The organism is Pseudomonas sp. IzPS59, assembly GCF_014863505.1.
GTDB classification, from domain to species: Bacteria; Pseudomonadota; Gammaproteobacteria; order Pseudomonadales; family Pseudomonadaceae; genus Aquipseudomonas; species Aquipseudomonas kribbensis.
In genome coordinates, this window is sequence record NZ_CP062251.1 from 3665281 (window position 1) to 3681612 (window position 16332).

The window sequence follows — 16332 nt, forward strand, 5'->3', positions numbered from 1 at the left end:
CTTTCCTTACAAATCAGATTTTATTTTTCTTACCAGACTAGCCACTTCGGACTTAAGCTTCTCTCCGTCGAACTCATACTCTTCTCTTGAGTCGTCTGAATTGTACATATCCGCCGCACAAAAAATGCTTGACAGGCATTCATTTAAAACCCCTGAATCCTTTTGAAGAAGATTGCTGTCGCGCTCTATTTTCCACAGCTCCATGTAGGCTTCCGAAAAAACGCAAGCAGACACTCTTCCTGCTACAAAAGATTTTGCAAATTCTAAAATCGTAACACTCATCGTAAAACACCATTTTTAATGAAATTATCGAACTGCTGAGTATTCGGAGATAATTTAAATCCAGTTACGAAATTACCAGCACTATCGAGAACAACGGCATTATTGGTAGTCGAATTGAAGAAAACCTTCGAGTCCTTAACAAACCCATACGTACCTTGCTGAGATGTAGAGGAGGACTCCATATGATTTTTGATCGCCGTTTCATACTGAGCAAGTGTTTCGGGATTTTTCTTTGTCGTCACGACGCCAAAATCAGATGCGTGCTTGAATTTTTTATCAAGCTGCTTTTGCGTAATACCAGTAAGTTCCCCAGCAAGACCGCTACCTTTTGCACCTGTCGCTGCCGGCCCAACGATTGCCGCAATCTCCTCAGCCGTCAGTTTAGCCCCTGTTTTCGCTTCGATCTCCATCAAGCCTCGGAGATCACTGAGTTCCTTGGCCGTTAACCCTCCTGCCGCGGCCCCCAATCCGACAGGAAGTGCTTCCGACATCCCTGCCTCAGCTGTCCAGATCGCGACTTCGTTAGCGCACAGCACTGGGTTGGCTGCGCAGGAGGCTGCAGCTCTCGTGGTCAACTGTCCAAGCAGACCAATCGCTTCCGGCGCAAGAGCAATGATCCCCGCTGCAGCCAACAATTTCACCGCATTAGCCGGATCCCCTTTCGGAAGGTGGTCGAGGGAAGCTCGCGTCCTGGCATTGGTCGAGTCGGCGATATTGCTATGGAGGAATTGATCTGTAATCCCCGTTTTGTCATTTTGCCAAAGTTCGTTTAATGCAACAGAGCCTTCTTCAATCTCAGCCTTGATCTTCTCGCAATCACCGGTCGCCCAGCAGTTGTTGAGCCGCGCCGTGTTATCCGCATCACGCTTGGCAAACTCAGCTCGAACCGCATCACAGTTGTCTTTACATTCCTTGAGCGCCTTTTCCAGGTCTTCTACATCCTGATGGTTCAAGAAGTTGTATTGAGTACCACTCTGCGCGATCGATGCCCCTAGCTGCAGTTTGTCAGCATCGGCATTCGGATCCTGAACAGCGGTCGTCAAGACCCCGATCAGTTGCGAGTTCATCAGCAACAATCGTTCTCTATCGTCCTTCGACATTCCGGAGTACGCCGACGCCAGATCGTCCACCAGCGCTTCGTTGACTCCGGCTGCCAAGGCGCCAGTCTTAAAATCCCCACCCGCAGCCAGTGAGCTCAAGCCCCCCATCAGCGCATGCAGGCCTATCTTCTCCAGACCACCGTCCTGCAGGTGGTTGCTCGCCCCGATATCACCCACAAGGTTGAAGCCATAGGCGGTAAAAGCATTCACCAGGCTTTTTTGCACCGCATCGCCCAAGCTGCCTTCACGGCCAAGGGCTTTGTTGAGCAATGCCGACGTGGAATTTTGCAACAACTGGTTTTCGGTAAAATGCGCTATACCTTGCAGGCTGCTCAGACCACCGGAATCGGCGACGATAACTTTGCCGGTATTGGCCAATGCGCCTTTGGTGGATTCCGTCAGCGCGGGGGATGTACCGGTCGTGCTGCTGGTCCAGTCATTGAAGAAACCGGTGGTCAGACCCGCAGTACCTCCGGCCACAATGTAATTTTTCAGGTTGTCGGCACTGAAGGTTTCTTTGAGCGCGGCTCCGAGATTGCCTTTGTTGTTAATGGTGCTGACGGCCGCCGTGCTGGCTGCCGAAGTGATCATGGCAGTGAGTGCCGCGTTCGCCCAACCTGCTGCCACTGCTTCACTGGTGGCTGTCGCGGCCAAACCAGCGGACATCGCTGTGCCGGAACCAGCAGTCGCACCAGCCCCCACAAGGCCTGAAGCCGCACCGGCGGTGAAGTAGGTGACGATAATGATGACGATGATCATCGCAGGGCCACCCAGCCCGGAATGGCTTTCATTCCAGCGGTCATGCAGCTCTTGGACTTGACGCCAATCCACATCATTTCGTGCTTCGGCGTCTTTCAACCAAGCCATACTCGGGTCGGCTTTCACCATCGCGTCGATTGCCTGACTGACGCTTTGCTGGTTGATCTGGTTGATGTCAATGTGAAGCCCATCAACCGCTTTAATAAGCGTCTGACCTTTGGCAATCAGCTGGCTTTGACGCAGAGTTTCATCAACCTGGCCTTTGCTTTCCATGCTGGTCCACGCCGCGCTACTGCTGCTCTTGTCGTGGCTTTCCTGATGGGAATCTTTCACTGCCTCAAACGTGATGCTGCCACCGCTGTCCAAGATCAGGTCTTTACCACTGTTGAGCTTGGCGCCCTGGTAGCGCTGGTCCCCCTCACTGACCAGCGTGAGATTGCTTCCGGTCTTGATCTCGCTCCCCACATGAGTGATCTGGGTCACTTCGTCGCGCTGCATTTTCTTGGCGCCGAAACCACCCTTCTCTTTCATGTCGTACAGGGTGTAATCCTTGTTCTGCGCTGCCAGCAGACTCAGATCATTACCCGCGTAGACATAGGCTTCATTGCCAGCACTGATCTTGCTCGCTACCAACGTGGTATCGCGACCGGAAGTGGTTTTTACGTCGCCGCCCGCGATGAATTCGGCGGCTTTCTGGACGGTGTGGTTGTCTTCCTCGTGGACACGTTTCTTGCCACTTTTGCTGTTGGTCTCGACATTGTGTTCGTCACCCGCCGAAGCCATGTTCAGGTCTTGTTTCGCGTCGGCAAGAAGATCGCCTTTGGCCTCGGCAGTACTGGCGAGGACGTTGAGATCGCGGCCGGCATCGAACTTCAGGTTGCCACCGCTTTTCACACTGGAACCGAGGTTTTCCACGGTGGTGGTGATAACCGAGCGATGGCCGCCCTCGAACGATTCGTGCAGTTCGCTTTCGTTGCGCGTCGCCAACAGGTTGATGTCGCGGGTGGCGCTCAGGGTGGCGTCGCCGCCGCTGCTGATGGACGAGGAGTTGACGAGGTCGTTGCCCGACTTGATGGTCAGCGTGTCGCGTGCGCTGATGTTGCCGCCATCGTCCACCAGGGTGCGCATGCCGTGACCGTCGCGTACGGCGACGGCGGTGCGATCGTTGACGATGTCGCCCTTCAGGCTGGTAAGGCTGACCTGATTGCCGCGAATCTCGCCGGCCAGCGCATTGCGGATGCTGTCGGTGGCCATGAGCGTGATGCGCTCGTTGGCTTCGACCAGACCGCCCTGGTAGAGGCTGCCTTTAACGTCGACGGACAGATCCTTGGTCGCCTGCAATGTGCCGACGTTGACCAGATCATTGCCCGCGATCAGTTCCAGGTCGCGCCCTTGAATCAGACTGCCGCCACGCACGTTGCGTGATTCGGCCTGGGCCAGATAGAGCACCGGCACCAGCACTTTCTGGCCGTCGACGATGCGCTCTTCCATCCACACGATGTCGTGGGTCAGTGCCGCCACTTGCTCGGACGTCAGGCTCACGCCCACGGACAGGTTCAGTTCGTTCTTGCTGGCGAGCGCGTTATCCATCAGATAACGGAACTGTTCGTAGTCGTTGTTCAGGCCACCGGCGAGGAAGCGCTGGCCGGTCTGGGCCATCACTGCGTCGCTGATCAGTCGCGTCTCGTAGCGGCCATCGCCGAGGCGGCGAGCCGTTTCATCGGCGCTGAAACTGAGTTTGCCCAGCAGGTAATCGGAACTCATGAACGGCGCGGACTGGGTCAGCTCCGGGTTGGTTTCGATCAGGTAATGGCTCTGCGGATTCGAGCTCTGCACGAACAGGCCGTAGGGGCCTTTCGGCAGACGGAACGTCGAGGAAGCCGTCGGATCGACTGCGGCAAACGGCACGCCCTTGAAATCGACCGGAACGAAGCTGATCTGCTTCACGCCATCGGCGTCCACGCGTTCGATTCGGGTGACGTCTTTCGGCGCCTGGGCGCTGACGTCGGTGCTGTGTTTGCCAAGGTTGATGGTGACGCCGCCGACGGCGGTTGTCTGATCGCTGGACAGCTTGCCGGTCAGCTGGTCGTAAGTGTTGTCGTAGAGGGTGCCGTTCTGGATGCTGTGAGCGACGTCCAGTTTGACCTTGCCTCCGGCCTGAAGCACCGACGAGTAGACCTTGTTGCCGTTTTCATCCCAAGTGGTGACATCGCTTGTCTGCAAGAAACGATCGTCACTGGAACGACTGACCAACTCGTTAAAGCGTTCCTCGTCGAAGTTGCCCGCTGCGGTCGCGGCGTTGAACGCCGGAATGTCGGTGAACTCCATCTTGTCCCAGAGGCTGTTGTCGATGTGCCCCGGTGTACCGATCTTCACCACCCGATGGCCCGAGCGCGACACGGCGCCCTGGTTCAGCAGGTTATCGGCCGTCACGGTCAGATCGCCGTTCGCCGCCAACAGGCTGTAGCGGTTTTCGACGTTGTTGGCGTGAAGGGTCAGATTCTTGCCAGCGACAAATCGCGCCGCACGCGAGTCCTTCAGGACCTTGTCGTTGAACTCGGTGTTGATGGTGATGTAACCGCGTTTCCAGCCGTCACCACCACCGCAGTGCTGAGCACAGACCCAGCTCAGGCTGCCGGACGACTGCCCCGAGGTGATTTCGAATTCGGCCTTGGCGTTTTCAAACGAAACGGCGTTGATGTCGATATCACCTTCGCCTTCGACGGTGCCCGACAGGTTACTGAACGACGCCGCCCGACCTCCGCCCACGGCGTCGAACGTCAGCTTGCCGCGGCTGTAGATATCGCCATAGAAATTGCTCAGGCTGTTGCCGTGCAACTCCATGGTGCCGCCGCTGAACAACAGCGTGTCGGGGCCGTTGCTGATGCCATTGGTGGCGTTGAACAGCAGGTTGCCTTGAGCGCCCAGCGTGCCTTTGTTGTCGATCCGTGCAGCGGAGACCGTGAGCTTCTGGTTGGCAATCAGTCGGCCCAGGTTGTCGAGGGTGCCACGCAGGGTCAGCTCGGTGTCACCACCGCTGACCAGACGGCCGTCCTGCTGAATCAGGTCGTTGGCGCCGATAACGAGTTTCTGTTTGGCGGACACGCGTCCGCTGTTGATCAGGTTGCCGCCGAGGTTCAGCGTCAGGTCGCCGTCAGTGGCCAGTTCACCGGCGTTGTTCAGACTGGCGACGTTGAGCTTGAGCGACGAAGCACTGGCGATGCGATCCCCGTCATTGAGGTTCAAATCCTGTGCACTGGTATAGGTCAGGCCACCGTTCAGTTGCCAGGTGCCCACACCACTGACCGACGCGATATCCCAGACACCGTTGCCCAGACCGGTGAGGCTGCCTTGAGAGCCGGTCAGGTTGCTGAGGTCCAGATCGAACAGCCCTTTTGCGGCGTGACGAACGCTGCCGCTGAGGTTGTTGAGCTGAGCACCGCCAAGCTCCAGATCCTGACTGCCGATCTCGATGACGCCGTTCTGGTTGTTCAGGTTGCCGGTCAATTTGATTTTGCTGGAGGCGCCGCCCAGTGCGCGGATCTGCCCGCCGGCGCTGTTGTTCAATTGACCGCTGATGAGTTTCAGATCGGTTGCCGATTCGATCAGCCCGCCCTGATTGAGCACCTGGCTGACCGCTTCGAATGCCAGTCGATTGCCGCTGATCTCTCCGCCCGCATTATCCAGGCTGGAGCCATCGAAAATCACCTGATCTTTGCCGAACAGCTTGCCGGCATGGTTGGTCAGGCGTGTCACCGTCAGCTTCAAGTCACCCAGCAGGCTGGAGATCAAACCGGCCTTGCCATCGACTGCGCTGTTGTCGAGATCGGCGCTGGTGATGTTCAGGGTGTCGGCCTGCAGCGTACCGCCCTGGTTCTGCAGGCTGCCGGCGCCCAGTGCCAGTTCTGCGTGGCTGCCATTGGCGAGGATCGCACCCTGCTGGTTCAGCAGGGTGTTGCCGACGATTTTCAGGCCATCGCTGCCGGCAATGATCTGGCCCGCATTGCGGTTGTCGATGGACGTACTGGTGATATCCAGACGTTTGCCGCGCAATGTGCCGCCGCGGTTGTCGAGTTCGACCAGTTGCTCGAGCAGCAGATGTTGCTCACCGGCGTCGACTACACCCGTGACGTTTTTGAACACGCCGGCGATGTTCAGCGCAATGTCACCGCCCGTGCCGACGATGCCGCCCTTGTCGCTGTTGTTCAGCTGTGTGGCGGTGACTTCGATGGTTTTGCCGAGCAGGACACCGGCGCTGTTGTCGACCGTGTCGCTTTCGATGTAGAGGTCGGCGTCGCTCTGGATCCGGCCCTTTTGATTGAGCAGTTGCGACTGGCCGGCAACAGCGTGTTTGAGAATCAACCGGGCACCGTCGACACCCGCCGCCAGCAGACCGCCCTCGCCGTTATCCAGGCTGGCGGCTTGCAGGTTGAGGCGATCGCCAATCACTCGCCCGCCACGGTTGTCGATGTGGCCATCGCGAGCGACCAGCAGCAATTGTTGCGCGGCTACCACGCCCTTGCGGTTGTCGATACTGCCGGCCTGTACGTCCACGTCACCCTTGCTGGCTTGCAGTCGACCCAAGGCATTGTTCAGGTGCTTGTTGACCACCAGTGTGAGCTGACCGGTTTCGGCGCTGATCGCACCTTTTTCGTTGTGGGTGAGATTGTCCAGCGTTGCATCGACGACACCGCCGAGCAGTTGGCCGTTGGTGTTATCCAGATCGCGGGCGGTCAGGTTCAGGGTTGTGTTGCCCTGAATCAGGCCCTGGGTGTTGTCCAGGTCTTCGCTGGCCAGCACGCTGTCATCGGATGAAATCGTGCCCTGGGTATTGTCGAGTTTGCCGCGACTGGTGACCTCAAGGGTTTTGCCGGTCAGGCTGGCATTACGGTTGTCGATGCTACGGGCCGCGACGCTCAATCGACCGGAGGCCTGAATCTTGCCATCGTGGTTGGCGAGGTCCTGATCCAGTGTCAGGTCGACCTTGCCGTTTTCGGCACTGATGACCCCTTTGCCGCTGTTATCCAGCCGGGTGCCGGTGATCCGGATCGAATCGGCCGCCAATGTGCCGCCCTGATTGAGCAACTCGGCGCCCGACACATCGAGGTCGGTCTTTGCCTGGATCTTGCCTTTGCCATTGTTCAGACGTTCATGGGCGACGACCTTGGTTTCGCCCTGGCTGGCAGCAATCAGGCCGCCAGCGTTGTCGAGTTGTCGGGTATCGAGATCCAGGCGTCCGGCAATGATTTTGCCGTCATCGTTTTGCAGCGCCCGAGCATTGAGCTTCAAATTGCCGCCGGCGATTTCGATTCGGCCCTTGCGGTTGTCCAGAGTATCGACAGAGAGCGTTGCCGCCTGGCCGTCGGCGAAGCGAATCAGACCACTGAGGTTGACGATTGCCGGGACGTTGAAGGCCAGGCTGGTCTCGCCGTAAATCCGTGCGTCAGCCCCTTGGTTGACCAGGCGAGTGGCGCCCAGCGCAACGGTCTTGGCCTGGACGATACCGTTCTGGTTGTCGAGCAAACCTGCGGCGCTGACGCTCAGGGAGCGACTGGCCAACAGGCTGCCACGGTTGCTCACCGCGCCGCTGTTGATGGCAACATCGCCATTGCCGTTACGGCTGTTGTCCGCGTTCACTCCGGCTTCGATCACGCCGGCGCTGGTCAGCGTGCCGCCGCTGGTGAGGCGCACGGAATCCCGGGCAGCGAGGCTTTGCTGGTTCACCAGGTCTTGTGCGGTCTGCACTGCCAGTTGCGTGCCTGCGTAAACCGCCTGTTGGGCTTCAAGACTGTTGGCCTTGATGTCGATCGCATTGCTGGCCGTGGCCTTGGCCATCGTCAGTTGGCCATTGGCGTCGATCTGGATATCCCCGGCGCTGGCCGCCAGTTCGCCAGCCAGTTTCACGCCGACACCCGCCTCGGTGCCCACCAGTTTGATCGCGCCGGCATACATCCCGCCGAGTGCCGATGAGTCGATGGCCAGTTGCGGTTTGGCGCTGCCGTCGTCGGCCCGCGCAGTGGCGTTGAGCGTTTCGGCGTTTACATCGTTGCGACCGGTGGTGATGTTCAGGCGTTTGGCGTGGATCTGCGCGTTGATTTGCGCACTGCGGGTGATGATTTCAAAGCTGTCGACAGCGCTGGCGTCCAGACCTTTGCCGTCGATGGAAACGCTGCCCTGATCGACCTGAAAGCGATCCAGACGTCCCGCGCCATCCAGCACCGGTTTGCCGGTGGTCAGTGTCACGCGTGGCGTATTGATGAAGCCGCACCCGTTACAGCTGATGCCATACGGGTTGGCGACGATCACCCGCGCAGACTGCCCAGCCACTTCGGTGTAACCGCGCAACTGGCTCGGGCTGCCGCCGTTGACTTCGTTGAGGATGGTCTGCGCTGCCGCTGCGCGCAGGTTCGGGTTGCCGAGAATGATCCCGCCCATCTGCGTCAGTTGAGTGCGACTGGTCGCGTTGTTGAGGATGACGCCTTGAGCGTCCACGTTGTAATCGTGGAACTGGTTGTGCGATAGCCCCGCGCCGTTGGGCGTGGCGATGTTGATGATCGGCACGCCGTTACCGGCCCGGTCGAGCGTGGTGCCGGGCGCACTGACCACGATTCCGTCCGCTTGCGCCCACATTGGCTGCCAGAACATGACATTGGCCAGCAGGAACGCCAGACCGCGCTTGGGCATGCCCCAGAAGTGATCGCGTTTTTCATAGGCAGCAGAAGGCTGCCTGGCCAGAAAGGCCAGGTGGCGAATGTTCATATCAGAAACTCAAAGCAGGCGGAATTAGAGGAAGAAATCCATGCGGAAATAGATCGGCGCTTCGCGCTCGGTGAGCGCGGCGGGTCGTTCCAGGGAATGGGCGAAGGTCACACTGGCTGCCACATGCTGGCCACGAGCAAACAACTCCAGCGAGTTGCTCGACATGCGTCCGTGCTGGTCACCGTTGTAGCGATCATTGCGAATCACGCCCTGGTCGTAGCCCAGGCTGGTGCCGTATTCGGCGAACACCGGACGCAGCCATTCGGCGGTCACCGGGCGTGCCCAGCGCAGGTCATTGCGCCAGTAGCCGCCGCTGTCGCCGGACAGCGATTGATCCTTGTAGCCACGGATCGATGACAGTCCGCCAAGGCTGGTGCGCTGCGGACTGAACAGCACGTCTTCACTGCGCTGGCCGGTCATCAGGCTGCTGAAGGTGAGCGACTCGCCCCACAGCTTGAACGGCTGCAGATAACTCAGGGTTGCGGTGTATTTGCGGTAGCGCGCGTCCGGCTCGCCGGGGCCCGGATCGTGGCTGCCCTGGGCATCGAACGCGCCGATGCCCTGCTGCATGCCGGCATCGAAGTTGACGAAGGCGCTGCCGATCCGCCGCCCGTGGTTGAAGCCGAACTGCGCTTCGCTGATGCGGTTGCTGCTCAGGCGCAGTTTGCTGTCTTCGATGAAATTGTTGCTGCGCAGGTAAGACAGGCCTGTGCTGAGGGAAGTCTTGCTGACGGCGTCGCGGTGGATCACACGCTCGGCGCGAAACTGGTGGTTTTCACTGTCGCCGGTCTGCTTGAAGTTGTAGCCGTTGGCGGCGATCTGCGAGCGGTATTCGCTCTGGCTGTAGGTGTAGCTGAAGTTCCACCAGCCCCACGGCAGGTTGTAATTGAGCATGGCGTTGTTGGAGGTGTGCTGATGGTCTGTCATCGCATCGTGACCGCCGCGCAGGCTCAACTGATCGGCCAGGCCCAACGGGCTGTCCCAGTCGAACGTGGTGCCCCACTGCTGCTCGCCGGTGCTGCGCTGGCCGTCGTTGCTGCGCGACAACCCGACACGCCAGGGCTTTTGCGGGGTGTTGTTGACCAGTACATCACTGCCACCGACGTTCTGGCCCGGCGAAAGCTCCATCTTGGCCTGATTGGACGGCAGGCGATTGAGCTGATCGACCATCTGCTCGATCTCGCGCAGATTGACCAGTTCGCCGGCCTTGCCAGGAAACGCCATCGACAGCTCACGCTCGGAAAGTTTGCTGTTGTCGGCACCTTTCAGGCTTTCGAGTTTGCCTTCGACCACCAGCACTTTCAGGTGCCCGGCGGACAGATCCTGTTGCGGCAGATAGGCACGGCTGGTCACCAGCCCCTTTTCGATGTAGTGGTCGGTGATGACTTTGAGCAGTTCATTGAGTTGCGGTACGCCCAGGCACTGGCCGATGTAAGGCTTGAGCAGGCGCGCCTTGTCGCTCTCCGACAGGCTGTCGGCGCCTTTGAGTTCGATGTCTTTGATCGGGAAGCAACGGGTGTCGGTCGGCGCCGCCGGTTGAACTGGCCTGGCTTCCTTGCCCGGCAGGTCCTTGAGTTCTTCGAGACGCCGCTGCTGCTCTTCGAGCAGGCGGTTCTGGCGGTCGCGAATCAGGTCGGTGTCACCGGGGGTGGGTGCAGCGGATACAGCATTAAGTGGAGAAAGGCACAGCAAAGCCAGGCACAACCTCGCCACGAGGGCGGGTGAGGACATGTTCGATCCCTCGAGACGGAAAGCGATATCAGAATAGTGGCGCCATGTTAAAGTGCCACTATTCTGACGTCAATTTAAGGATTTACCGAAATAGTGTTGCCGACGAACGGCATCGGTGAAATCGTCCGACTCCGACAGAGATGCAGGAGGTTTCGCAGATCAACCAAGGAAAACCGGCCACAGCATCAGCGAACGTTCCGAGAGGCAAAACATCCGACAGATCCGGCTCACTTCACCTCAATGCTCAACAGCCCGTTTCGTCGCCACATCCTCCGGTGCCAGTACCCGGCCATCGGCCGACAGCAACTCCAGCTTCCTGATCGGCTTCCCCTTCTGCGCATCGACCATTACCGATCCCGACTCACCGGGCTCGAACATGAACTCCCCGCCCCACTGCGACAGCGCGACGATCACGGTTTGCAGCGCCCGGCCCTTTTCCGTCAGCACGTACTCTTTGTAAGCACTGCCATCGGACGCCGGCACCAGGCGCAGGATGTCACGCTCGACCAGACCTTTGAGGCGAACGCTCAAGATGTTCTTGGCGATTTCCAGACTTCTCTCGAAATCGCCGAAACGACGGATGCCTTCCAGCGCATCACGGACGATCAGCAACGACCACCAGTCGCCGATCAGGTCCAGCGTCCGGGCGACCGGGCAGGCATTGCCGGCAAGGCTTTTGCGCTTCATTTCGTATATCTCCGGCAAACGAAAGATGGGATGCGGTTGCATCTTACAACTCATGTCGCAGAAGCGATAACACCCGCCACCACGAACTTAGCACCTGCGTACAAGTGGCCGAACTGCTTTGTCGCGATAGTGATCGCTGCCATCACGGCATCCACACAGGCCCATACCCAAGGAGTTTCCATGAGCACGTTCACCACCCAAGACGGTACCGAGATCTATTTCAAGGACTGGGGCAGCGGCAAGCCCGTGCTGTTCAGCCACGGTTGGCCGCTGGACGCCGACATGTGGGAATACCAGATGGAATACCTGAGCAGCCGCGGCTACCGCACCATCGCCTTCGACCGTCGCGGTTTCGGCCGCTCCGGGCAGCCGTGGACCGGCTACGACTACGACACCTTCGCCGATGACATCGCGCAGTTGATCGAGCACCTCGACCTGCGTGACGTGACCCTGGTCGGCTTCTCCATGGGCGGCGGTGATGTCAGCCGCTACATTGCCCGCCACGGCAGCGAGCGCGTTGCGGGGCTGGTGTTGCTGGGCGCGGTGACGCCGCTGTTCGGCAAGAAGCCGGACTTTGCCGAAGGCGTCGACAAGTCGGTATTCGACGGAATCAAGGCCGGCCTGCTGAAGGATCGCGCGCAGTTCATCGCCGATTTCGCCGCACCGTTCTACGGCACCAATCAGGGCCAGAAAGTCTCCGACGGCGTGCTGACGCAAACCCTGAATATCGCGCTGCTCGCCTCGCTCAAAGGCACCGTGGATTGCGTCACTGCATTCTCGGAAACCGACTTCCGCCCGGACATGGCGAAAATCGATGTGCCGACCCTGGTGATTCATGGCGATGGCGACCAGATCGTGCCATTCGAAACCACCGGCAAACGCGCCGCCGCGCAGATCAAGGGCGCCGAATTGAAGGTGTATGCCGGTGCGCCCCACGGCTTCGCCGTGACCCATGCGCAGCAATTGAATGAAGACCTGCTGGCGTTTCTCGATCGCTGAGTCCGTGTGATCCGAACACGCCTTGCAAAGGGCCGCCGACAACCCTGTCAGCGGCCCTTTTTTTCGTTGTCCCGGATTCCGGTGCCATGGCGAGGCCCAGCATTTACGGGGCTTTGAAGCCTCTGCATCACGTTTTTATCTTCACATGCCAGCTTAATAATATTTTACCGATAACCACCCCCTCCCTAGTCTGATCCCAAGCACAGAGAACAGGTCGACAGCGGCCTGAATCCAACGGCCTCGTGAGAAAGGATCAGAGATGACCACTGAAATAATAAAAACAGACACGCTTGTTGTCGGCGCCGGTCAAGCGGGTGTGGCCATGAGTGAACACCTGAGCAAACTCGGGGTGCCGCACCTGGTGCTGGAGCGCAGCCGCATCGCCGAACGCTGGCGCACCGGACGCTGGGATTCGCTGGTGGCCAATGGTCCGGCGTGGCACGACCGCTTTCCGGGGATGGAATTCGACGATGTCGATCCGGACGGCTTTGCCCACAAGGAGCGCGTTGCCGATTACTTCGAAGCCTATGCGAAGAAATTCAACGCGCCGATCCGCACCGGCGTGGACGTGAAGAGCGTAGTGCGCAATGTCGGTCGTCCGGGCTTCACCGTCGAGACTTCCGAAGGCGTGATCGAAGCCGCCCGCGTCGTTGCTGCGACTGGCCCGTTCCAGCGTCCGGTGATTCCGGCCATTGCGCCGAAAGATGAACGCCTGCTGCAGATTCACTCGGCCGACTATCGCAACCCGCAACAACTGCCGGCCGGTGCGGTGCTGGTGGTCGGTGCCGGTTCGTCGGGCGTGCAGATCGCCGATGAACTGCAGCGTTCAGGCAAGCAAGTGTTCCTCTCGGTCGGTGCCCATGACCGCCCTCCTCGCGCTTATCGCAACCGTGATTTCTGCTGGTGGCTCGGCGTACTCGGCGAGTGGGATCAGGCCGCAATGAAACCCGGCCGCGAACACGTGACCATCGCCGTCAGCGGCGCCCATGGTGGCCGCACCATAGACTTCCGTGGTCTGGCCCATCGCGGCATGACTCTGGTCGGTGTGACCGAGTCGTTCAGCAATGGCGTGGTGACCTTCAAGCAAGACCTGCGCGACAACCTCAAGCGTGGCGACGAGAACTACCTCGCGCTGCTGGATGCCGCCGACGCCTACATCGAACGCAATGGCCTCGATCTGCCGTTGGAACCGGAAGCCCGGGAAACCTATCCGGATCCTGAATGCGTGAAAAACCCGCTGGCCGATCTCGATCTGGCCGCCGCCGGCATCACCTCGATCATCTGGGCCACCGGGTTTGCCGTGGACTATTCCTGGCTGAAAGTCGCGGCATTCGACGACAAAGGCAAGCCGCAGCATCAGCGCGGCGTGTCCAGCGAAGCGGGTGTGTATTTCCTCGGCCTGCCATGGCAGTCGCGACGCGGTTCGTCGTTCATCTGGGGTGTGTGGCACGACGCCAAGCACGTGGCCGATCACATCGCCACCCAGCGCAAATACCTGGCCTATCGCGATGCCGAACAACGCGAAGCCGCGCTGCACAACAAAGCCGCCGACACCGTCGACGCTTGATTTCCCTCTTCAATCCCGGCGCCTGTCGCGCCGGGTCCGATTTCGTCAGGAGCCCCACATGAGTCAGCCAACCCACACCCGCATCCGCATGTTCAACACCAAGGACACCTACCCGAATCAAACCCTGGACAACGATTTGTGCCAGGCCGTGCGTGCCGGCAACACCGTGTATGTCCGTGGTCAGGTCGGCACCAATTTCGACGGTGAACTGGTCGGCCTCGGCGACCCGCGCGCGCAGGCCGAACAGGCGATGCGCAACGTCAAGCAACTGCTCGAAGAGGCCGGCAGCGACCTGAGCCACATCGTCAAGACCACCACTTACCTGATCGATCCGCGCTACCGCGAACCGGTGTATCAGGAAGTCGGCAAGTGGCTGAAAGGCGTGTTCCCGATCTCCACCGGGCTGGTGGTGTCGGCCTTGGGTCAGCCGCAGTGGCTGATGGAGATTGATGTGGTTGCGGTGATTCCCGAGTAATTCGACCTTAGCGAAAGGAGGCCACACATGACATTTTCCATCGCCGCCCGCTGCCCTGAAACCGGTCAGTTCGGCATCGCCATCAGTTCCTCCAGCATCGCCGTTGGCGCCCGCTGCCCTTGGCTGTTGCCGGGGGTCGGCGCGGTGTCGAGCCAGAACATCACCCTGCCGTCCCTCGGCCCGGAAGTGCTCACTTTGATGGAGCAAGGCCTGGCGCCCGAGGCGGCGCTGGACAAGGTGCTGACCCGCAATGGTTACAGTCAGTACCGGCAGATCACGGCGATCAACCACCTCGGCCAGACCGCGCATTTCAGCGGCGCGCAAACCCTGGGCGTGCACAACGCGGTGTCGGGCGAACAATGCGTGGCGGCGGGCAACATGCTCGCCGGGCGCTCTGTGATCGAAGCCATGGTCAGCGCGTTCGAAGACGGCGAGGGTCAATTGGCCGATCGCCTGCTCAAGGCCCTGCACGCCGCCCAAGCCTTGGGCGGCGAAGCGGGACCGGTGCATTCGGCAGCCGTGGTCGTGGTCGGCGAGTTGACCTGGCCCATCGTCAACCTGCGGGTGGACTGGGCCGATGAAGACCCGATCGGCCAGTTGCAGAAACTCTGGGACGCCTATCGCCCGCAGTTGCAGGACTACATCGACCGCGCCCTCGATCCGGCCAAGGCGCCGGGCTACGGAGTTGCCGGAGACGACCGATGAGCGACAGCGTCACGTTGCTCAAGACGCTGGTGGGGTTCGACACCACCAGCCGCGAGTCCAACCTGCAATTGATCAACTTCGTGCACGACTATCTCGAAGGTTTCGATGTGCCGTGCGAGCTGATTTACAACGATGAGCGCAGCAAGGCTAATCTGTTCGCCACGATTGGCCCGGCGGATTTGCCTGGCATCGTGTTGTCGGGACACACCGATGTGGTACCTGCCGATGGTCAGCCATGGACCGTGCCGCCGTTCGAACTCAGCGAGCGCGACGGCAAGCTTTACGGTCGCGGCACGGCGGACATGAAGGGCTACATCGCCTGCGTGCTGGCGCTGGTGCCGTCGTTGATCGAATCACCATTGCGCATGCCGGTGCACATTGCCCTGTCCTATGACGAAGAGGTCGGTTGCCTCGGCGTGCGCTCGTTGCTCAAGTTACTGGAGAAGCGTCCGGTCAAACCGCTGCTGTGCATCATCGGCGAGCCGACCGAACTCAAACCGGTGCTCGGGCACAAAGGCAAACTGGCGATGCGCTGCGATGTCCAGGGTCACGCCTGTCACTCGGCCTACGCGCCGCTCGGGGTCAACGCCATCGAATGCGCCGCCGAACTGATCGGCGAATTGGGACGCATCGGCCGGCAACTCAAGGATGAACACGTCGACCCGCGTTTCGACCCGCCCTACTCCACGGTGCAAACCGGCGTGATCAGCGGTGGCAAGGCGTTGAATATCGTCCCCGCCGATTGCCGTTTTGATTTCGAAATCCGTGCCCTGCCCTCGCAGGATCCGGCAGTCGTCGCGCAGCAACTCAAGGTTTACGCCGAGCAGCAGATGCTGCCGCGCATGCGGGCCGTCAGCGGGCAGAGCGATATCCGTTTCAGCGAGTTGTCGGCGTATCCGGGGCTGGCGACGGATGCCCGCAGCCAGGCGGCGCAATTGATCGCCACGTTCTGTGGCTCGGACGATTTCGGCACGGTGGCATTCGGCACTGAAGGCGGATTGTTCGACGCAGTGGGGATTCCCACGGTGGTGTGCGGCCCCGGCAGCATGGATCAGGGCCACAAGCCGGACGAGTTCGTCAGCCGCGATCAGCTCAAGGCCTGCGATGAGATGCTGCAACGGATGCTGACGTCGATTCGCCTTTGAAAAAACGGTCTGGCTGCTGGATAAGAATCCGCAGCCAAGCCGCAATAACACCGACAGACAGCTGCTCCAATGGAGGTCAGCTGCATTGTCGTTCATGGCGCTGAAACACCCGGAACAGAACAC

The 16332-nt window shown here is 59.9% G+C and carries 9 protein-coding genes; 5 read left to right on the top strand and 4 right to left on the bottom strand.

Features of this window, described 5'->3' with window-relative positions:
• Window positions 1-6 precede the first annotated feature (6 nt).
• The 4 genes from IF189_RS16310 to IF189_RS16325 all read right to left on the bottom strand — a co-directional run bounded on the left by IF189_RS16310 (window position 7) and on the right by IF189_RS16325 (window position 11318).
• Window positions 7-282, bottom strand: coding sequence for a colicin immunity domain-containing protein (locus IF189_RS16310; protein WP_134826419.1), 276 nt, complete (start codon window positions 280-282; stop codon window positions 7-9).
• Window positions 279-8900, bottom strand: coding sequence for a DUF637 domain-containing protein (locus IF189_RS16315; protein WP_192551905.1), 8622 nt, complete (start codon window positions 8898-8900; stop codon window positions 279-281). Before IF189_RS16315 ends, IF189_RS16310 begins: the two co-directional genes overlap by 4 nt.
• A gap of 24 nt (window positions 8901-8924) precedes the next feature.
• Window positions 8925-10631 carry a ShlB/FhaC/HecB family hemolysin secretion/activation protein gene (locus IF189_RS16320; protein WP_134826417.1) on the bottom strand — a complete coding sequence of 569 codons (1707 nt, stop codon included), beginning with the start codon at window positions 10629-10631 and terminating at the stop codon, window positions 8925-8927.
• A 237-nt stretch (window positions 10632-10868) separates the two neighbouring features.
• Window positions 10869-11318, bottom strand: a complete 450-nt coding sequence (locus tag IF189_RS16325) for a winged helix-turn-helix transcriptional regulator (RefSeq protein ID WP_085711606.1) — start codon at window positions 11316-11318, stop codon at window positions 10869-10871.
• Window positions 11319-11498: 180 nt separating this feature from the next.
• Here IF189_RS16325 and IF189_RS16330 point away from each other — a divergent pair, with 180 nt between their 5' ends.
• The 5 genes from IF189_RS16330 (at window position 11499) to argE (ending at window position 16209) form a co-directional block, all read left to right on the top strand.
• Window positions 11499-12317, top strand: coding sequence for an alpha/beta fold hydrolase (locus IF189_RS16330; protein ID WP_134826416.1), 819 nt, complete (start codon window positions 11499-11501; stop codon window positions 12315-12317).
• A gap of 259 nt (window positions 12318-12576) precedes the next feature.
• Window positions 12577-13884, top strand: coding sequence for a flavin-containing monooxygenase (locus IF189_RS16335; protein ID WP_192551906.1), 1308 nt, complete (start codon window positions 12577-12579; stop codon window positions 13882-13884).
• A 58-nt stretch (window positions 13885-13942) separates the two neighbouring features.
• Window positions 13943-14359: a RidA family protein gene (locus IF189_RS16340; RefSeq protein ID WP_085711367.1), complete on the top strand. Its 417-nt coding sequence runs from the start codon at window positions 13943-13945 to the stop codon at window positions 14357-14359.
• Window positions 14360-14386: 27 nt separating this feature from the next.
• Complete coding sequence (locus IF189_RS16345; RefSeq protein WP_192551907.1) at window positions 14387-15064, top strand: DUF1028 domain-containing protein; 678 nt, start codon at window positions 14387-14389, stop codon at window positions 15062-15064.
• On the top strand, window positions 15061-16209 hold the full coding sequence (gene argE, locus IF189_RS16350) for an acetylornithine deacetylase (protein WP_192551908.1): 1149 nt from the start codon (window positions 15061-15063) through the stop codon (window positions 16207-16209). Before IF189_RS16345 ends, argE begins: the two co-directional genes overlap by 4 nt.
• Window positions 16210-16332: the final 123 nt, after the last annotated feature.